Here is an 18771-nt window from a genome sequence, read left to right as displayed (position 1 = left end):
AACACTCAGTCGTTTTCATTGGATACTATATCGCAAAATCTTATAAATTAGCTAGATGCAAATTCATTGAACTTTTAATAAGCACGAACATAGAAGTCGTCCAGTTTAAAGGTCTGGAGACTTACATACATTAACATTTAAGCATATTTTCAAGTTAATGTTAGGTGAAAATATTGTATTATTGTTGTGTTTAATGGATAGCACAAGATGTATTTTGTTAGTTACAGCATTTATAAAAAAGCAAGGAATTTAGCTGAAGCGCAGGGAGACCCATATGAAATCATAAAACGGCATGAAGAAAGCCGAGAAATACAGAGCAATGCAAAGTACATTCCAGCCAGCCTTCTGTATGACTTATATGAATGGTGTTTTGATAATCTTGATGACAATTTTAGTGTAATGCAAGGTACACAAATGACAGCTGACGATTATGGTACTTTAGGCTTATCCTGGAAAACTTGTTGGAAGGCTCGGGAAGTACTTGATCGTACTTCGCGATTTATGACTTTAATTACGGACCAGGGATCACTGGAGATTTCAGATAGAGATAATCTTAGCGTGCTAAAGCTTGTCAGAGATACTAGCCGAAAAGGCCATGAAATAGGTAATGAAGTAGGGTTTATTATGTTTAATAAAATTCTAAATGAAGTAACGGATAAGGAAATACGTCCTGTTTCAGTGCATTTTAAGCATAAGGTTAGCTCTTTAGACTCTTTGAAGGAGTACTTTGAATGCCCAGTTTATTCGGAAGACAAATCGAACCTTTTAGTTTTTAAGACTGAGGACTTAAATATGCCCACTGTTAAAGCGGATAGAAGTATTAATCATTTTTTAACGGAAAGAATGAATGAAGAATTATCTAACATTCAAACTAATTCAGATCAAATGCTTAAAGACCTTCATCAGCTTTTGAAGGATGCATTACCAAGCGGAGTGCCGAGTGTTGTCCAAGCTGCAGATCACTTAGGGATGAGCACAAGGACTTTAAACCGAAGACTTTCGAAGAAAGGGCTGAGCTTTCGAGCTTTTTTACAAGATATTCAGAAATCTACTTCCCTAAGCTTATTAAAAAACACTCCGCAGTCCATAGGAGAAGTAGCCTTTCAGGTGGGTTTTTCCGAACAAAGTGCCTTTAATAGAGCCTTTAAAAGGTGGACGGGAGTAACACCAATCGAATACAGAAAGCAGGTGTAGATAGTTTTTCCAGGCACTTTTTTGCAGCAACGATTTTGTACTCAATAACCTTCTTACCTACAAGCTGAGTTCGATTCTTATTCAGGATTCAGAACGCCTATAAATAGTGTTTTAATGAATAGAGCCTGTAAAATTTCTTCATTTAAATAGCGCTTGGCTTAAACTGTCAAATGATTGTCATTTAAGGTCAAGAAGGATACCTTATTATTCCTCATTTTTGGTTCATAATGTGACACGGTACTATTACTTCAATACTTTAAATAGAATCATCATGAAGAAAATAATAGGTTTTGATCAAGCTGTAAGGGTCATTCTATTTATGGTTTGTACTCTCATTCTATTTCATGCTTCCATTTTAATTGGAATCCTGGGATTTGACTATGCTCCTATCGATTTGTTGTGGGGTGGTAAAATGCAAACGAGGCAGCAATTGTTAAATTTTGAAATAGCCTCCCTGGCCGCAGTAGTTCTTATCCTATTGCTTGTATTAATTCGAGCCAAAAAAGTCAATTTCAGCAAATTGATAGGCTTTAGCAAGATCGCCATGTGGCTTCTTTTTGTCATGTTTATGCTGAATACTGTGGGGAATATTATAGCTCCTAGCAATTTTGAAAAGGTTTTTGCCATTGTGACAGCTGCCTTATCCGTCTTGTTTTTACGCCTTGCAATTGAAAAAAGTGAAGGGTAAGGGAATCATGTGATATAAGCACGAAGACTTAAACACAAGAATTTGAGTCAAATCCAATTATCAAGAAATAGTGTCCTTAATTCAGAACTATCCATAAAGTAAACACATCACTATTTAATCCTTAGCTAGCCATGAATAGAAGAATTCTTGCGGTGACCTTACTGCTAACCTTAATTATCCTGACCGGAACTGGTTTAATCATGTATTTTACACCCTTCCAGAAACGAATAGCATCAATACATACTGTATTCGCGCTATTATTTATGCTTGCCATTCTCTTTCATATGGTAAACAATAAATTACCAATGAAAAATTACCTAATTGGGAAAAGACTAGCAAGATTCAAGAAGTTTCAAGTGCCCCTAATCATACTGCTGATTGTATTATTGACCACAGGCTTGTATCATGAGGTGCCGGTGCTCAATTCATTATATTCATATGGGAACGCACTAAGAAATCAGCAAGCTGGAAAATCTGAAGAAAACTTTAATTATCAAATTATTCAAGTTGATAAGGCTCTTGGTAAGCATCGAATTAGTGTGGAATTAAAAAAAGGAGCGGCCTTTCAGTATCCTTTATTCGCCATTTGGGCTGAAGATACACTGGGTAATTATATTGAAACATTATATATCTCTCGGGTGATTGCTTCAAGTACTTTTGATTATGGCGTTAAGGAAGATGATGAGTGGAAAGCTTCAACTAAAAGACGCCCTGAAGCACTACCTCGATGGTCCCACCAAAGAGGTGTTGTAGCAAGTGATGGTTTGTATGTACCAATTGATAATCCGATTGATCTCGATGGAGTGTCGGGAGCAACTCCCACCAGCAATTTTGTGGTGAATGTGAAAAGTGATCTGAATAGTCACTCATATTTTAAAATTTTTCTCGAAGTCAATCAATCATACGACTGGAATGATTACTACAGTAAAGACAAATTCCCTAATGATAAAATTTATTCGGGTGATGGAAAAGTAGGACAACCCTCCTTGGTATATGAAGCAATAGTAAATCAGGAAGAATTAATTAGTAAATCACATAAAATCATGAAGTTGGTTGGTCATGGTCATCATTCAGGGAAGGATGGGACTTTATATAAAGATTTGTCCCAGATTACCACCGCAAAAAATATTATAGACCGGATCATATTAACCATAGAATGATCAAATTGACTCTTACATTTAGCATTTTAAATAAGGTGGTCATTCCTTTCTTTGAGCGCTTATGCATCCCATTCTTTCAAGTCTTATTTACATATTACAAACGATATGGAAACGCAAATCATGTAATTATTAAGCTAAATAATATGATAAGAATCTAAAAGGATTTCAAACCCATGAAATAGTTAATAATATAGTATTGGCCTAATTAGCCAAGTAGTTGTCGTAGCCAGTCAAATTTAGCCTATCCAAATCCCTGATCTTTACATGATGAACAAAACGAAATACATAATACACCTACCAAAACCAGCGATTTTGATGATGGGTATTTTAGTCGCTTTTGTAATTGTAATTATCATTTTCAAAACAGAAAATTTATTAATATGAAACAAAAAATTTTAGTAATTGGTGGCACTGGTAAAACCGGGTGAAGAGTCGTTAAAAACCTTAAGGAACTAGGACATAAAGTCAGAGTGGGATCAAGAAACGGTAATCCTATATTTGATTGGGACGATCCTTCTACTTATGCTGCTGCATTAAAAGGAATGGATAGAGCCTACATTGTATACTATCCAGACTTGGCTGTTCCTGGCGCCAAGGAGGCTATTAAAAAATTGACTGACGCAGCATTTATAGAAGGACTTGAAAAGGTAGTTTTACTTTCGGGAAAGGGTGAATCTGAAGCAGAAGCATGTGAAGAGATAGTAGCGGATTCCGGCTTGAACTATTCTTTGGTAAGAGCATCTTGGTTTAACCAGAATTTCAGTGACGGGGCATTTCGTGATTTTGTAATGTCAGGTGTAGTCGCTTTGCCAATGCCTGATGCAGAAATTCCGTTTGTGGACGTTAATGATATTGCCGATGTGGTGACCAAAGTACTACTAGATGACCATTATAACAGCCAAACAATAACAGTTACGGGCCCGCAAAAAAGAACTTTTAAAGAAGTAGTGGAAATCTTAGCTAACGGATTAGGACGGAAAATTCAATATCAACCCATCTCAATTGAAGAGTTTAAGGAAGGAATGACTGCAGCTGGCTTACCTTCTTCCTACGTCTGGCTATTTGGATACCTCTTCAAAGAAGTGCTTGGTAATCCTGCTAATCAAACTGTTTCCCATGATGTCGAGAAGATACTCGGACGCAAACCCATAGATTTTGAAGAGTATGTAGCTTATACTGCTAAAACAAGAGTATGGAAAACAGAAGCTAAGACTCTATAATCGTAAGGCAAGGGTGAGTAGCTTTGCGGAATGAATCTCAGAGCTACTTACATTAGATTCCAGAGGTTTAAATGCTTAAAAAGCAAAAGTAGTAAAAGCTACTTTACCTGATACAAAAGAGTCCAAGAGAACCCTTTGCGCTTGGGAGAATTGAAACTGTATTTGATCAAAATAAAAAAGATGATTTTAATCATTAAATTTAAGCCGTCTAATTACTTTGATTTGTTTCTAATCCATAATAAAGTAGAAATCTAATTCCTACAGCCAATCTTCTCACAGGTAATTTTGTTTCTTGTATACACCCATTGGCTAGGATGGTCATTAGTATTAATCTCACATCCGGTGGTTTCTCCTTTGGTGCCTTTATGTATTTGTTGTGTTGGGGTATGTTTGACTGGCATATGCGCTAGGTTTTAGTTAAAATATATAGATCTATAAGCTACCACTTCTAGTTTACTTATAAAAGATCATTTAGATAAAGCAACTAAAAGTAGACCAAAAATAGACTTCACCCCCCTATTCTCTAAATCCCTTTGGTTTTCACCCTCTAAACAGAAATCATTTAATATAGTCAAGCGAATATGCGTGAGGCTTCGGCAGTACGCATATATGCGCACCTTATATCGACCACGCATATATGCGCACTTCATTTCACCCTCGCATATATGCGGCCCCTAAAATTATAGTATGCGTGATTTTATGTTCGCTTAACGCATATTTTATTTTACAAAAACTATATATGCATTACTTTATTTGGTAAAAAGTAAATAAGCCACGCGTAAATATTATTTTTGGCACAATGCTTGAATGTTCTTTTAGCATATGTTAAAACCTAAAATTGATGTCTTATGAAAAGGAAATAAGTAAGTGCCCGAGTGTTTCATTTCGTTCGAAAATATCGCAAACTCAGCCAACAGCAACTGGCTATTAAACTCAATGTGAACCAATCGACCATCTCCAAAGTCGAGCTGGGGATTCATTTCCCCTCTGCCCTGCTTTTGAGACGTATGGAGCAATTCATGAATAGTAGTATACGGGAATTGGCAATCCTATCCCGTTAAAAAAAAGTATGTTCAACCCTTTAAATATAAAACAAATGAAAACCCTAGAGCAAATGACAAACGAGCAGTTGACTTATCTGAAGCAGAAATGGTCAGCTGAAGCCAAAGAGCTAGATAGAGATATTGTACGTTCACAAGTACGATTGACCAACAAATTGTCTAGACAGGAAATGGATAAAAATGAGATCGATGTCTTGAAGGAGGATTTAGCAAATGCAGAAAGTCTGCTAGAGCATTTGAATAGCACCAGTGCTCCTCAAGAGATGATTAATAACCAGCAATCATTGCTGGATAAAATTACAATGGAGGTAGAAACGGAATCTAAAGGTAGAAACATCCTCACTGTTGAGGAAGTCTACCTTCAGCAAGCCAGTATTGATGACCTGAAATTGCAAAAGCAATATAGAGAAGATAAGATAACTGAAATTGAAAGTCTTCTAGCTGCACAATATATGATCATTTCATCGCCTTAAGCCCCGTGGATTGTATAATTCAAGGGGCTTTTTATTTGTCCAATGCCGTTCTGCATTCTAGGCAAAAGCCTTGTACCTCACTTTTATTTTTAAAATCCCCAATTTTTTTTATCAAGTTTGCTTAATAGCAGTGGGCTGGTTCATGACCATATTTATATTCTTTTTAAGTTTCTCTTTTGCAAATTGATGAATAGCACCAAAATCAATTTTTTTATTAGCTATTATCCGCAACTATCCACAATTTAGCTGATGTTTTTAAGAAAAAATATTCATGCATTATAGCTTTCTTTTTGTTGTTGTAGTGATATCAATCTCCGTATCTCTACTTTTAGCGCTTTTTCTTTTGACGTTAAAGTCTCCTAATCAATGCAGTAATTATCTTTTTGCTAGCTTTCTGTTATTGACAGCTATCGATATAAGTGGTTTTTTTTATAGTTCAAGTAATGGCCTCATTACTAATTTAGCCATGATGCGGAATCTGGTGATCTTCTTGCAATTACCTACTTTGTATCTGTACGTATTATCCGCTTGCTATTCAAATTTTAGGCTTCGACCTAAGCACCTTTTACATGCACTTCCATTTGTTGTGGTAAACCTGATGTTCTTGCCCCGCTTCTACTTGCAAGCAAATGAGCAGAAAATACAGTTTCTTAGCAATTTTAAAGAGGTATTTGAAGTACAAGTCAATCATGTATTGCTGCATTTGCAAGTACTGGTATATCTGTTATTGATTTTCTTAGCCATCCGCAAGGCGAGAAACTTATACCTCGAAAATAACGCAGGAAGGAAAGTGCTAGCCTACCAATGGCTATTTCAGTTAGCCACCGCTATATCTTTATTTTATGCCCTAGCCCTGCTCAAAAACATCTTCAAGTTTTCATCTTATGATCATATTTCAGATTTGCTGCGCGCTGCTTTGTATGTTTTTTACTTAGTGATCATTTGTTGGTATTTAATAAAATCATTAAAAAACCCAGCACTCTTCAGAAATGTAGATTCTAAGCAGAAGTTGGTGGCTACTTTGGTAGAGGAAAATAGGACTAGCGCAGATAAGGAGAATACAGCTAACAATTCTCGAATTAAGCTGCTCAATGACTATATGCTTCAAAAGAAACCTTTCCTTGATCCGTCCATAAGCATTCAAGACTTATCCGAGCAAATAGGTATGCAGCCAAGGGAACTTTCTGTATTAATTAATCATGAAATTGGCCTTCATTTTTTTGACTATATCAACTCCTTTAGAATCAAGAAAGCGACTCAGATTTTATCAGATCCGAACAATAAGCAGATAACGGTGCTCGAAATATTATATGAAGTAGGCTTCAATTCTAAGTCTTCTTTTAATACAGCCTTTAAAAAACATACCGGCTTTACCCCTACCCAATATCGCAAAAAGCACTCATAATCAAGCTCTTGTAAAAAGTCGAACGTTCTGTTTTTTCATTAAAGCGTTCGACTTTAGGTAGTCGGTCGAATATAGTTGACTATTCATGCAGATTTGTGACATCATAAATTCACAAAACAAAAAAAAATATGAAAACTGTATTTACCATAATTTCGCTCCTCCTCTTCATGAACGCATTTACTTTTGCGCAAACTACCAAACAACGCCTCGACTCCCTTGTCAATAGCTTTCATCAGGCAAATCCTGAAGTGAGTATGAGCGTAGGCTTTGTACAAGAAGGCGAAGAGTTTTTTACTGCTTATGGCAATTTAAGCAGAGAAGGCAATGAAGCTGTGGATAAGCATACGCTATTCGAAATTGCTTCTATCACTAAAGTCATAACGACTAACCTAATTGCTCAGGCAGTATTAGAAGGTAAACTAAAAGTTGATGATTATATAGATGATTATTTGCCTAGTGCTTATCAGCTGAATAAAAATATCCGAAATAAGATTAGCATATCAGATTTGGCATCGCACCAATCAGGATTGCCGGACATTGATTTTAAAGTGCTTATTGAGAAAGATGCACAACAACCTACTGCCAGTGTGGACCAACAATTAATAGCCAATATGATTAATGATTGTGATAGTTTAAAGGACTACGGCAATTATAGATATTCTACTGTTAGCTACGTGCTGCTTGGCCAAATTTTAGAAGAACTATATAATTCAAGCTATGAACAGCTGATCAAAGAACGAATTTTCGATCCTCTGAAGATGACCCGAAGCTTTACGAAGGATTATGACGTGGAAAATGCAGCAATAGGTTATAATGGAGAAGGTGGCTTACAAGCTCCTTTCATCTGGAATATTGTTGCCCCAGCAGGCTTAATCAAATCAAGTACTTCTGATATGATGGAATTCTTAAATGCATTATTAGATGAAACTACTGCTATTGCTAATGCTGCGAGAATAACGGAAGTCGGTCACTTTAAGGCAGGAAATGAAGCAATAGGTCTAGGGATTAATATTATTCAGGATGGGGATAATACCTTGTACCTTAAATCAGGAGATTCTATGGGGCAGTCCTCTATGCTTTGCTATAATAGGAAAGCTAAATGGGGAGTTCTTATCTTTATAAATCAGAATAACTCGAAGTTGAGAAATGATATGCTAAACACAATGTATGAAAGCATTTTGAGGTAGGGATTGAAATAGTTGTAGCTTGGATGATTATTATCGCGAATAAGAATTTGTATACTTTAGTATTATTAGATGATTTCTATTAGTTTAGCGCACTAATTGAACTCAAATAAACTTATGAAGTACTTTTTGCTGCTATTTTTATGCTGCACTTCTCCCCTTTTCCTGTCTGCACAAACCCACTATTTAATGCAGGAAGATTTTACATCTCCCACTTATGGATGGCAGTTCAAAAGTGATAGCAATGCCCACTATCATTATGACGGTCAGCGCTTAAGCATCGATAGATCACATCAAACAGATCGATTTGCTACCTATTCCCACATTGCTATCAATCCTAAAACAGACTACAAAATAGAAGCGTTGGTAAAGCAAACGCAAGGTGATAATGCGGGCTCCTACGGCATCCATTGGGGCTCTCATTTTGAGAGCAGATCAACCTTCTCTTTTATCATTAATTCATCAGGAAGCTTTAAGATTTATTCAAGCTGGGGTTCTAGAATCAAGGAATTCACAGCCTGGCGAAAGTCTGCTGCCATTCGAGGCAAAGGCCAAAACAATAAAATGACGATTCATAAGCGAAAGGAAACGATCTTTTTCAGCATTAATGAGAAGGAAGTAGCGGAAATACGAGCTAGTAAGGTCCATTTTCAAGGAGGTAGAATTGGTACCGTTTTAAATGGAGATATTGGCATAAGCGTGGATTATTTTCATGTATTACAAGATAAGCCAGCCATTAATGAATTAGCAGATCAGTCGCAAATAATCAAAGAAAAGCTACCCTATCCGATCAATACCGAGGCAGAGGAATTAATGCCTATTGTCTCTTATGATGGAAAAACCTTCTACTTTACCCGAAATGAACACGATGAGCAGGCACAAGAAATCTGGAAATCTACATTAGAAGATGAGCAATGGGGAGCTCCGATAAAGTTGGGATTTCCATTGAATACTCTGGGTCATAATAATGTGATGGGGATTTCAACGGATAATGCAAAACTGATTTTGAGCAATACGTATTCCGAAGATGGCTTAAGCTTGACTCATAATGGCTTTTCTGTATCGAATTGGGATGGTGAAAAGTGGTCTATTCCTGAAAAAATTGAAATATCTAGTTATATGAATTCTTCTAATTCTGCTGAAACGAGTCTTTCTGCCACAGGTAAAAGCATGATATTATCCATAAAAACCGGATATAATGAGGGAATGAACGACTTATACCTATCTACTGCAAGATCCTACACCAAAAGTTGGTCAGGAGCCAGAACTTTAGGGAAAGTAGTCAACAGCTTCGGAAATGAAATTACTCCCTTCCTAGCGGCTGATGGAAAAACGCTCTATTTCTCCAGCGAAGGACACTCGGGTTATGGCGATCAGGATATTTTCATGAGCCGTATGTTAGATGAAAGAGGGTATGAATGGAGTGAGCCTATTAATCTAGGTCCTGAAATCAACACTTCGAAATGGGACGGTTATTTTACGATTCCGGCCCACGGAAACTGGGCCTATATGGTGTCCGCTAACGATAGCCTTGCTCAATTAGATATCTACCGAGTAAAACTACCCGAGCAGCTAAAACCCGATCCTGTGGTATTGATAAAAGGCAAGGTATTAGATGCTGTCACAAAAGAACCTTTACAGGCTCAGCTCTATTTTGAATCATTACCTAAGGGAAGAAGACAGAATTCCATAAAGTCTAAAGCAAGCGATGGCAGCTACCAAATCATTCTTCCTTATGGTAAACATTACGGCTATTATTCTCAGCTAGAGGGCTATTTGTCGACCCACGACAATATCGATTTGCAGCAGAAAGAGAATTATCAAGAAATTACCCGAGACATCTATTTAAGTCCACTAAGCGAAGGTTCCTTTATTAGTTTGAATAACGTATATTTTGCGCAAGGGAGCTATGAAATTCTAGAAGCCTCACATCCTGAATTAGACCGATTAATAAGGCTTATGCGATCCTCCGAAACCATGGAAATAGAAATTGGAGGGCATACCGAGCGAAGAGGTTCGGCAAGGCTAAATAAGATCTTATCGCAGGATAGAGCAGATGCTGTGAAAGCTTATATAGTACAAGCTGGCATTCACGAAAAAAGAATTAAAACCAAAGGCTATGGCTCGTCCAAACCTGTAACGGATGGCAAAACAGAATTAGAACGAAAGCAGAATAGACGGGTGGAATACACTATTTTGTCTTTATAAGCCGTCTAATAATTTTGATTTATTTTGAATCTACAATAAGGTAGAAATCTAATTCCTACACCCATTCTTCTCACAAGTAATTTTGTTTCTTGTATACACCCAATGGCTAGGTCGGTCTTTCATACTAGCTCCACATCCAGTGGTTCCTCTTTTTGTTTCTTTATGTATTTCTTTGGTCAGGGTATGTTTTACAGGCATGATCTTATAGGTTTTAGTTTAATTTTTTCTATTTCTAAAATAGAGTTTTCAGTTTAGATATAAAAGTAGGTTTAGATGAAGAGACTAAATCCTTAGACGAAATTGGGTTTTTCAGTCATTGGCTGAATCTGTTCTTCCAAAACATTTCCTTTAAGCTCTCAAAGCTTTTTTTCGTTTACTTCTAAACACAGAAATTGTGAAGATTTCGACAAACCCATAAGCAAAATGGCGACTATAAATGGAATCGTCACCACCCGGTCTTTCAAAAGTCGGGTAAAAGTCAGCTTCATCAGCTGCAAGTTCATATTTTTTTGATCTAAATTTGAACGGTAAAATTGGATAAAATCAAATACCATTAAAACTATCAAGTATGAAAAAAAGAAGTATGAAAATCTTGCTAATAATCGGCCTCATAATCGCTGCAGGTCTAATTTACATTTTTACTTATGTTCCGCCTCTTTCGGAACAGCACGGGAAAGTTGCAACGAAATTGTATTTGGGTCCGGGTGACCAACAAGCTCTGATCGTAGCTTTTGGTGGTGGTGGCGGTGGAAATGATTGGGCCAGAGACTATATGAAGGAAAAAAGAGATAGTCTTAACGACATGGGTTACGCGGTATTGGCTCTTGCCTACTTCAATTTTGGGGATATACCCACCTATTTAGACCGGATATCATTGAATGCAATTTCTGACAGTATATTAAGTGTCGCAAAGCATCCAAAAATAGATGAGAATAAGATTGCATTGATGGGCGGATCTCGAGGTGGGGAATTGGCCTTAAATTTAGCGAGCAGATTTAAACATTTTCAAGCGGTTATTGCCTTGTCAACTTCAAATGTTAGTTTTCCTGCCATCACCTGGTCAGCTAATACCTCTTCTTGGACCTATAATGGAGAAGAAGTAGCTTATGTCCCAGCTACTTTCAGCACAATTTCACCCGCATTAAAGGGTGATTTATACACCGCCCACAGCATGATGTTGGAGGATGAAGAGGCTGTAAAAAAGGCAGAGATTAAGGTCGAAAATATCAATGGTCCGATTTTGATTATGTCTGGGAAAAAGGACAATTCATGGCCAGCAACTGAAATGTCGAATCAGTTGATGGAGCGGCTAAAGGAAAGGGGTTTTGGCTTTCATAGCCAACATGTGGTTTTAGAAGGTGGTCATATAGCGCCTTTAGATCATTTTAATGTGGTGTATGATTTTCTGGAGGAGCATTTTGCAGCTAATTAGGTTACTTTCACCCTTATGGGCCTTCATACAGACGCTTGACTAGCTAGTGACCATGATTTAGCTGCTGCGGAGCTTTTTTGCTGTGCGCATTGTTTAAACTTTCTAAGTCCTAAAGGGACGATAGTTACGTATTCCAGTGACAGCGGAACCCCAGCCCTGTAAGGACTACATGGTGTTACTTTTGTTAGTGATGTGGCATGTAATGTCACCCCTACGGGGCTCCGTATAGACCGTAGGACTAGCTAGTTACCGTAATGTAGCCCCTACAGAGCTGTTTGATAGTCAGCATTGATCAGGCTTCCCAAGTACCACAGGATAGTTAAGTACTCCACTGACGGCAATAACCCTAGCACTACTGTAAGGACTATTTTATGCTTCTGTTGGTAGTAAAGTGGACTATAATGTTACCCCTATGGGGCTTAAGGGCTCTGCTGTAGCTCAGTTACCGTACTATAGCTCCTACGGAGCTTTGGTACAGGCCGCTTGGCTAGCTAGTTACCGTAATGTAGCTCCTACGGAGCTGTTTGATAGTCAGCATTGATCAGGCTTCCCAAGTACCACAGGATAGTTAAGTACTCCACTGACAGCAACAACCCTAGCACTACTGTAAGGACTATATTATGTTTCTGTTGGTAGTAAGGTGGACTATAATGTCACCCCTATGGGGCTTAGGGGCTCTGCTGTAGCTCAGTTACCGTACTATAGCTCCTACGGAGCTTTGGTACAGGCCGCTTGGCTTGCTAGTTACCGTAATGTAGCTCCTACGGAGCTGTTTGATAGTCAGCATTGATCAGGCTTCCCAAGTACTACAGGATAGTTAAGTACTCCACTGACGGCAATAACCCTAGCACTACTGTAAGGACTATTTTATGTTTCTGTTGGTAGTAAGGTGGACTATAATGTCACCCCTATGGGGCTTAAGGGCTCTGCTGTAGCTCAGTTACCGTACTATAGCTCCTACGGAGCTTTGGTACAGGCCGCTTGGCTAGCTAGTCACCGTAATGTAGCTCCTACGGAGCTGTTTGATAGTCAGGATTGATCAGGCTTCCCAAGTACCACAGGATAGTTAAGTACTCCACTGACGGCAACAACCCTAGCACTACTGTAAGGACTATTTTATGCTTCTGTTGGTAGTAAGGTGGACTATAATGTCACCCCTATGGGGCTTAGGGGCTCAGGAGTAGCTCAGTTACCGTACTGTATGTTTGATTGTATGCATTGTTCAGGCTTTCCAAGTCCCATCGGGACGACCGTACGGTAACCGCTAATGAGCGGAACACCCCAGCCCTGTAGGGGCGACATTACCATGATACCCGTAAAAAAACACTTAGAAACTTTTCTAATCAAGTAACAATTCCTAGCTTTTGAATTGAAAAAATCAACCATGGCCAATACCTACTCCCAAATCAATATTCACTGTGTTTTTGCTGTTAAAGGTCGGAAATATCAACTCACAAAAGATATTCGGCCCAGCTTTTCAAATACCTCTACGGAATTCTAAAAAACGATGAAGCATATCCGCTTGCAGTAAATGGATGGAAAGATCACGTACATGTCTTTTTTGAGCTAGCTCCAAAAATGTCAATTGCTGATCATATGATGAAGCTAAAATCATCCTCTTCAAAATGGCTTAACGATCACTTCTTTGAAAATCGTGAGTTCAAGTGGCAAGAAGGGTATGGGGCATTTTCTTATTCAAAATCTCAACGCTCCAGTGTCATCAATTACATTGAAAACCAAGAGATTCATCATCAATCTGTATCTTTCAAAGAGGAGTACATCAACTTTTTGAATAAATATGATGTTGACTTCGATCAACGCTATCTGTTTGACTTCTATTAACTGCACATGAGCTAGAAATTTTTAACATAAATAGCTCGACCTTAACCTCATATGCAAAAGCTACCTTCACACCAAAGAGTTCTTTTACTATAAATTCATGGGGAGAATAATCAAGTGATCTATTCTCCTATTAAAAAAAGAAAAAACTCTTGAATCATAAAAAAATCCCTAAATTGACCACCAAAAAAAAAACAAAATCATGGGAAAGAAAATTTTAATTGGAGTTGGAATAGTGATCTTACTATTCATTCTATGGGTAGTGTATGGCTTATTTATAGCTGAACCCGTAAGCCCGACCGCTACGGTTAGTTACAATGAAGCGGGTTTAGAAATGACGATTGATTATAGCCAACCTTCTAAAAAAGGTAGATTAATTTTTGGTGAAGAAAGCGAAGGCGCATTGCAGCCTTATGGTAAGTATTGGAGATTAGGTGCTAATGCCGCTACTGAGATTAGCTTTAATAAAGATGTGACATTTGGCGGTGAGCCTGTAGAAGCTGGAACGTACAGAATGTACGCAGTTCCAGGTTCTGATGCATTTGAAATCATCTTAAACAGTGAAACTGATGTTTTCTTCGGTGCTGTGGAACCAGATGAAGAGCTGGATATTCTAGCTATTCAAGCGCCAGTTCAAAAACCGGCATCACCCGTTGAGACTTTTACGATTGGTTTTAGTTCAACCGCTTCTGGCGCTAATATTAATTTTAGCTGGGACGAAACCATGTTTCAAGTACCAGTAGCACTACAGTAATCTATGGCATTTTCAGCAAAGAAATGGGTGTTATTGCCCATTTCTATTTTAGTTTTTCTTGGCATTACTTATTGGTTGATCGGTAAAATTCAATATCGATTAAATGTGATGGATGTCGAAGAATATGAGCCTGTTTCTACCCTCACAGTACAAGAGCATCTTTTAACTCAGGCCAAATTCCCCTTCATTGACGTACATAATCACCAATGGACCATGCCGGTTCAAGACCTGGGCAACTTGGTAGAAGAAATGGACGATTTAAATATGGCCGTAATGGTGAATTTAAGTGGGTTCAGAGGCAAATATTTGGAATGGTCGTTGGAGAATGTCAATGAAGAATACAGCAATAGGTTTGTACTCTTTATGAATATTGATTTCGAAAAAATTGATGACGAAGGCTGGCCCAATGAAACGCTAAGCATGATGGAAGAGGCTGTCAAAATGGGCGTTAAAGGACTTAAAGTCTATAAGAGCCTTGGACTAACGGATACCGACAGTGAAGGGAATAGAATTAAAGTGAACGATCCACGATTAGATCCTATCTGGGCAAAATGTGGAGAATTGGGAATTCCAGTACTAATTCACACTGGTGAGCCGGCTGCTTTTTGGTTGCCCAAGGATAAAAATAATGAGCGTTGGTTAGAGTTAAAGCAATACCCCAGTCGCTATAAAGATCCAGAAAAGAATCCCTCTTTTGAAGAGGTTATGGCCGAGCAGCATGCGATCTTCCGTAAGCATCCTGAAACTAAATTTATTGCTGCTCATTTAGGCTGGTTTGGAAATGATCTGAGTCGATTAGGACAATTGTTGGATGAGTTACCGAATGTCTACACCGAAATAGGTGCAGTATTGGCAGAATTAGGTCGGCAACCGATTACGGCAAGGGAGTTTATGATCAATTACCAAGATCGTGTATTGATGGGAAAGGATGCCTACGATAAGGAGGAATATTATACTTATTTCAGAGTGCTGGAAACTCAGGACGAATACTTTGATTATTATAGAAAACGACATGCATACTGGAAAATGTATGGATTAGGCCTCCCCGATTCTGTTTTGAAGAAAGTTTATTTTGAAAATGCACTGGAAGTAATTCCCGGGATTGACCGAAATTTGTTTGAATGAAGAAAATGTCCTAACTAATGCATTGCTTTACTTTACTGATTAACTATGCTCCTAAAAGCTAAGTCGCTCACAAATAAGCGTTTAATAATATTTTACTACATTTAAGAAATGAAGCGCCTTTTTTTCATATTATACTTCTTTTCAGGCCTAGTTTTGAATGCTCAGGATCTCAATATTTCCGGCTATTGGCATGGAACGGTCAATGTTCCGCTATCCTCAGCATTAAGTAGTACTTTTTATTTTGAACAAAACGGGAGTTCAGTGGAAGGTTATGTGCAGATGAAAAAGGATGATAGTGCTGATTCAGCTAAAGCGAATTTAGTAGGAAGTCTCTCAGATACTAATCTTAGTTTTAGAACTACAGATTTTGAATACACTTTTCTTGGTGCTTGTCTTTCGATCCATGAGTTAAGCTATGAAAGCAACGGAGATGTAGAGCGCCTATCCGGAAAGTGGAAGGGCAATTGGGAGCTCAGTACCTGTCCACCTAGTGTATCCGGAAAAATTCATTTGGTTAAGCAAAATATTCCAGATCCTGAACGTTCAGTTCCTATTTCCCCAAGCCAAGAGCGTAATCCAATTGCCTCTGATGAATTTACTGAATTTGTAGTTTCTGAATTAAAGGAACGAAAATACTACGCATTATTGATTGGAATTGAAGAGTATCAAGATGAAGAGATAACCGATTTAAATCACCCGGTGACTGATGCTGAAAAGATAGCCGAGGTGCTTGGTAATTACTATACTTTTGAAAAGGAAAACATTAGGCTATTAAAAAACGCCTCCCGATCCACAATTATTGAAGCCTTAGATCAGCTGAGCAATAGTATTACTGACAGAGATCAACTGCTCATATTCTATGCTGGTCATGGCATCTGGGATCAGAAACTGAATCAAGGATATTGGTTACCTACAAATGCTTCCTCCAAAAACAAAGCCGAATGGATTTCAAACAGTACAATCCGAGATTACATTGGAGGAATCAACACCAAACATACCTTACTTATTACCGATGCTTGTTTTAGTGGCGGGATCTTTAAAGAACGAGATGTACAATTCAATAATGGCAGAGCAATTTTGGAGATGTACAAATTGAGTAGTAGAAAGGCGATTACAAGCGGTACACTTAAAACAGTGCCAGATGAAAGTGTTTTTCTAAAATATCTATCGCAGCGCTTGATAGACAATACTAGTATTCTGCTGTCTGCAGAAGAGCTTTTCAATTCGTTCAAAATAGCAGTCATTAATAACAGTAAAAATGGGCAAGTACCGCAGTATGGTGCTATCTATCAAGCAGGTGATGAAGGTGGTGACTTTATATTTCTGCGAAAAGAGTAAATCCCTGCGATCAAATTCTAGTCTTCTTAGCGGCATTGATAAAAGAATCAATTCAGTTGAATTATTTTTTTGTACTTTTGGACTGAGTGAAAACTTATAAAAATTAACACCCATATGAGCAAAATAAAATATTTGATTATAGATGATGACCATGTATTCAGCTTATGGTTGAAAACCAATTTGGCAGATCTTTTTCCTGATTTTGAGCATATCAGTTCCCGAGTGGATACCTTGGGCGGCTTGCTTGATAATCATAGAAATGAGCCAGATTTGCTTTTCTTGGATCAGTATATTGATGGCCTCACCGGTTTTGATGTTTTAGATTTAATGAAACATCAACCCAAAACCATTATGATATCATCAGAAAGCATCGATAAATCCAAGTTGAGTGAATACCCGAATGTGATAGGATTTATGGATAAACCTGTTGATTTAGATAAGTTGACAGCTGTTCTGAAAAAAAATCAACTTATTTGATTAGAAAACTGGCTGATTCAATTTCTTTAAAACAAAATGATTTTAATTATGTTCTATCAGCTCACTTAATCAAATCACTATGAAAAAATTAAATTACGTATTCGCATTCGGGTTAATCTTTACTTTCTTAGCATGTGGAGGTGGAGAATCTAAAACAGAAGGAACTGAAGAAAATTCAATGGAAGAAGCAGTTTCAGAAGAAACTCCTGCTGTTGAAGAGACAATGGAAATGGACGAATCAACAAAGGATATCGTAGCTTTAGCGATGGAAACAGAATCACTTTCCACTTTAGTTGCTGCGGTTAAAGCAGGCGGTCTTGTTGAAACACTTCAGGGCGATGGTCCTTTTACTGTGTTTGCTCCTACTAATGAAGCTTTTGCAGCTCTACCAGAAGGAACACTAGACGACTTATTGAAGCCAGAGAATAAAGAAAAATTGGCTTCTATTCTAACCTATCACGTTGTTGCTGGAAAAGTGATGTCAACAGATCTTTCTGACGGCATGAAAGCCAAAACTGTTAATGGCGCTCAAGTAACGATTACAACAGCTGATGGTGCTAAAGTCAATGGAGCCAATGTGGTATCTGCTGATGTAGCAGCTTCTAATGGAGTGGTACATGTTATCGATGCAGTGATTATGCCTCCAAAGAAGTAATTAAAATTTGACCAACTATTTATAAAGAGCTCCTGTCAGGGAGCTTTTTTTATGTTCAAAACCTGTAGATTTCTTTATTCTAATTCTCTAGAAGCTTTTCTCGCTGCTCTATCTACCAAGGTAAATACTCGTTCGTAATCTTTTTTATTCTCGCTAGCTTGATGCCCTTTCACTTTTACAAATTCACAATGCATCTTGTCAGTAATTTCAAAGAAGGCTCGATATAATTCATGATGATTTAAAAGCTTTCCTTTTTTAGAATGAAAATCATTCTCTTCTAAGGTTTTACGTCTGCCTGGTAAACCCATGATATTTTGAGAATCGGTGTAAATCACAACTTTCTGTACGCTACCCACCAGCTCTTCTATTGCCCAAATTAAAGTTTGCAACTCCAATTTCGTAGAAGAAGTATACACAAACTTTCGAATCACAATTTTCTCCTTTAGGTTGCTTTGAAATAATTCATTTTCATTAAGCAATAAAGCAGCACCATAGCCTACTTTGAGTTGGTTATTTACACTTCCGTCTATGAATAATAATTGCTTGTTTTTCAAAGAT

Annotated in this window: 19 protein-coding genes and 1 pseudogene; 19 read left to right on the top strand and 1 reads right to left on the bottom strand. The window is 37.8% G+C overall.

Annotation, left to right across the window (positions count from 1 at the left end; all coding sequences use genetic code 11):
- The first annotated feature begins 207 nt into the window (after positions 1–207).
- From Q3Y49_RS14670 to Q3Y49_RS14585, 19 genes and pseudogenes are all read left to right on the top strand, one after another.
- On the top strand, positions 208–1194 hold the full coding sequence (locus Q3Y49_RS14670) for an AraC family transcriptional regulator (RefSeq protein ID WP_303269178.1): 987 nt from the start codon (positions 208–210) through the stop codon (positions 1192–1194).
- Positions 1195–1465: 271 nt separating this feature from the next.
- A complete protein-coding gene (locus tag Q3Y49_RS14665) occupies positions 1466–1882 on the top strand; it encodes a hypothetical protein (protein ID WP_303269177.1) in 417 nt (138 codons plus the stop codon).
- A gap of 131 nt (positions 1883–2013) precedes the next feature.
- Positions 2014–3042, top strand: a complete 1029-nt coding sequence (locus tag Q3Y49_RS14660; protein ID WP_303269175.1) for a DUF4405 domain-containing protein — start codon at positions 2014–2016, stop codon at positions 3040–3042.
- Between the two features lie 470 nt (positions 3043–3512).
- Entirely contained in the window at positions 3513–4262 is a 750-nt protein-coding gene (locus Q3Y49_RS14655; RefSeq protein WP_303269158.1) for an NmrA family NAD(P)-binding protein, read from the top strand.
- A gap of 875 nt (positions 4263–5137) precedes the next feature.
- Positions 5138–5323 carry a helix-turn-helix domain-containing protein gene (locus Q3Y49_RS18770; protein ID WP_367892454.1) on the top strand — a complete coding sequence of 62 codons (186 nt, stop codon included), beginning with the start codon at positions 5138–5140 and terminating at the stop codon, positions 5321–5323.
- A 35-nt stretch (positions 5324–5358) separates the two neighbouring features.
- Positions 5359–5796 (top strand): hypothetical protein, encoded by a 438-nt coding sequence (locus Q3Y49_RS14650; RefSeq protein WP_303269156.1) that lies wholly within the window; start codon positions 5359–5361, stop codon positions 5794–5796.
- 271 nt (positions 5797–6067) lie between these two features.
- Positions 6068–7201 (top strand): helix-turn-helix domain-containing protein, encoded by a 1134-nt coding sequence (locus tag Q3Y49_RS14645; RefSeq protein WP_303269154.1) that lies wholly within the window; start codon positions 6068–6070, stop codon positions 7199–7201.
- Between the two features lie 128 nt (positions 7202–7329).
- A complete protein-coding gene (locus Q3Y49_RS14640) occupies positions 7330–8388 on the top strand; it encodes a serine hydrolase domain-containing protein (RefSeq protein WP_303269152.1) in 1059 nt (352 codons plus the stop codon).
- Between the two features lie 186 nt (positions 8389–8574).
- Positions 8575–10593 (top strand): OmpA family protein, encoded by a 2019-nt coding sequence (locus Q3Y49_RS14635; protein ID WP_303269150.1) that lies wholly within the window; start codon positions 8575–8577, stop codon positions 10591–10593.
- A gap of 568 nt (positions 10594–11161) precedes the next feature.
- On the top strand, positions 11162–12025 hold the full coding sequence (locus tag Q3Y49_RS14630; protein ID WP_303269149.1) for an acyl-CoA thioester hydrolase/BAAT C-terminal domain-containing protein: 864 nt from the start codon (positions 11162–11164) through the stop codon (positions 12023–12025).
- A 412-nt stretch (positions 12026–12437) separates the two neighbouring features.
- On the top strand, positions 12438–12566 hold the full coding sequence (locus Q3Y49_RS14625) for a hypothetical protein (RefSeq protein ID WP_303269148.1): 129 nt from the start codon (positions 12438–12440) through the stop codon (positions 12564–12566).
- Positions 12567–12686: 120 nt separating this feature from the next.
- Positions 12687–12815: a hypothetical protein gene (locus tag Q3Y49_RS14620; protein ID WP_303269147.1), complete on the top strand. Its 129-nt coding sequence runs from the start codon at positions 12687–12689 to the stop codon at positions 12813–12815.
- Positions 12816–12935: 120 nt separating this feature from the next.
- The gene (locus Q3Y49_RS14615) at positions 12936–13064 is read left to right on the top strand and encodes a hypothetical protein (protein ID WP_303269146.1); all 129 of its coding nucleotides are present in this window, start codon (positions 12936–12938) and stop codon (positions 13062–13064) included.
- Positions 13065–13409: 345 nt separating this feature from the next.
- Positions 13410–13867 (top strand): annotated as a pseudogene (gene tnpA, locus Q3Y49_RS14610) (IS200/IS605 family transposase).
- 199 nt (positions 13868–14066) lie between these two features.
- The gene (locus Q3Y49_RS14605) at positions 14067–14618 is read left to right on the top strand and encodes a DUF2911 domain-containing protein (protein WP_303269145.1); all 552 of its coding nucleotides are present in this window, start codon (positions 14067–14069) and stop codon (positions 14616–14618) included.
- A 3-nt stretch (positions 14619–14621) separates the two neighbouring features.
- Complete coding sequence (locus Q3Y49_RS14600) at positions 14622–15743, top strand: amidohydrolase family protein (protein ID WP_303269143.1); 1122 nt, start codon at positions 14622–14624, stop codon at positions 15741–15743.
- 108 nt (positions 15744–15851) lie between these two features.
- Positions 15852–17081, top strand: a complete 1230-nt coding sequence (locus Q3Y49_RS14595; protein ID WP_303269141.1) for a caspase family protein — start codon at positions 15852–15854, stop codon at positions 17079–17081.
- 114 nt (positions 17082–17195) lie between these two features.
- Positions 17196–17558 (top strand): response regulator, encoded by a 363-nt coding sequence (locus Q3Y49_RS14590; RefSeq protein ID WP_303269139.1) that lies wholly within the window; start codon positions 17196–17198, stop codon positions 17556–17558.
- Positions 17559–17781: 223 nt separating this feature from the next.
- Positions 17782–18213, top strand: a complete 432-nt coding sequence (locus Q3Y49_RS14585) for a fasciclin domain-containing protein (protein WP_303272114.1) — start codon at positions 17782–17784, stop codon at positions 18211–18213.
- Between the two features lie 74 nt (positions 18214–18287).
- Here the strand turns inward: Q3Y49_RS14585 and Q3Y49_RS14580 are convergent, their stop codons facing one another.
- Positions 18288–18767 carry a ribonuclease HI gene (locus Q3Y49_RS14580; protein ID WP_303269137.1) on the bottom strand — a complete coding sequence of 160 codons (480 nt, stop codon included), beginning with the start codon at positions 18765–18767 and terminating at the stop codon, positions 18288–18290.
- Positions 18768–18771: the final 4 nt, after the last annotated feature.

The sequence above is a fragment of the Marivirga harenae genome (assembly GCF_030534335.1).
Classification (GTDB): domain Bacteria; phylum Bacteroidota; class Bacteroidia; order Cytophagales; family Cyclobacteriaceae; genus Marivirga; species Marivirga harenae.
Note: the sequence above shows the minus strand (reverse complement) of the source record. Positions and strands in the feature narration are given on the sequence as shown.

Bases quoted from the DNA above. Each gene is read 5' to 3' on its own strand.
- Q3Y49_RS14620 (WP_303269147.1), top strand. From the start codon at position 12,687: ATGGGGCTTAGGGGCTCTGCTGTAGCTCAGTTACCGTACTATAGCTCC.
- Q3Y49_RS14645 (WP_303269154.1), top strand. From the start codon at position 6,068: ATGCATTATAGCTTTCTTTTTGTTGTTGTAGTGATATCAATCTCCGTA.
- Q3Y49_RS14670 (WP_303269178.1), top strand. From the start codon at position 208: ATGTATTTTGTTAGTTACAGCATTTATAAAAAAGCAAGGAATTTAGCT.
- Q3Y49_RS14600 (WP_303269143.1), top strand. From the start codon at position 14,622: ATGGCATTTTCAGCAAAGAAATGGGTGTTATTGCCCATTTCTATTTTA.
- Q3Y49_RS14640 (WP_303269152.1), top strand. From the start codon at position 7,330: ATGAAAACTGTATTTACCATAATTTCGCTCCTCCTCTTCATGAACGCA.
- Q3Y49_RS14660 (WP_303269175.1), top strand. From the start codon at position 2,014: ATGAATAGAAGAATTCTTGCGGTGACCTTACTGCTAACCTTAATTATC.
- Q3Y49_RS14650 (WP_303269156.1), top strand. From the start codon at position 5,359: ATGAAAACCCTAGAGCAAATGACAAACGAGCAGTTGACTTATCTGAAG.
- Q3Y49_RS14585 (WP_303272114.1), top strand. From the start codon at position 17,782: ATGGAAATGGACGAATCAACAAAGGATATCGTAGCTTTAGCGATGGAA.
- Q3Y49_RS14605 (WP_303269145.1), top strand. From the start codon at position 14,067: ATGGGAAAGAAAATTTTAATTGGAGTTGGAATAGTGATCTTACTATTC.
- Q3Y49_RS14615 (WP_303269146.1), top strand. From the start codon at position 12,936: ATGGGGCTTAAGGGCTCTGCTGTAGCTCAGTTACCGTACTATAGCTCC.
- Q3Y49_RS14665 (WP_303269177.1), top strand. From the start codon at position 1,466: ATGAAGAAAATAATAGGTTTTGATCAAGCTGTAAGGGTCATTCTATTT.
- Q3Y49_RS14595 (WP_303269141.1), top strand. From the start codon at position 15,852: ATGAAGCGCCTTTTTTTCATATTATACTTCTTTTCAGGCCTAGTTTTG.
- Q3Y49_RS14635 (WP_303269150.1), top strand. From the start codon at position 8,575: ATGCAGGAAGATTTTACATCTCCCACTTATGGATGGCAGTTCAAAAGT.
- Q3Y49_RS14625 (WP_303269148.1), top strand. From the start codon at position 12,438: ATGGGGCTTAAGGGCTCTGCTGTAGCTCAGTTACCGTACTATAGCTCC.
- Q3Y49_RS14630 (WP_303269149.1), top strand. From the start codon at position 11,162: ATGAAAAAAAGAAGTATGAAAATCTTGCTAATAATCGGCCTCATAATC.
- Q3Y49_RS14590 (WP_303269139.1), top strand. From the start codon at position 17,196: ATGAGCAAAATAAAATATTTGATTATAGATGATGACCATGTATTCAGC.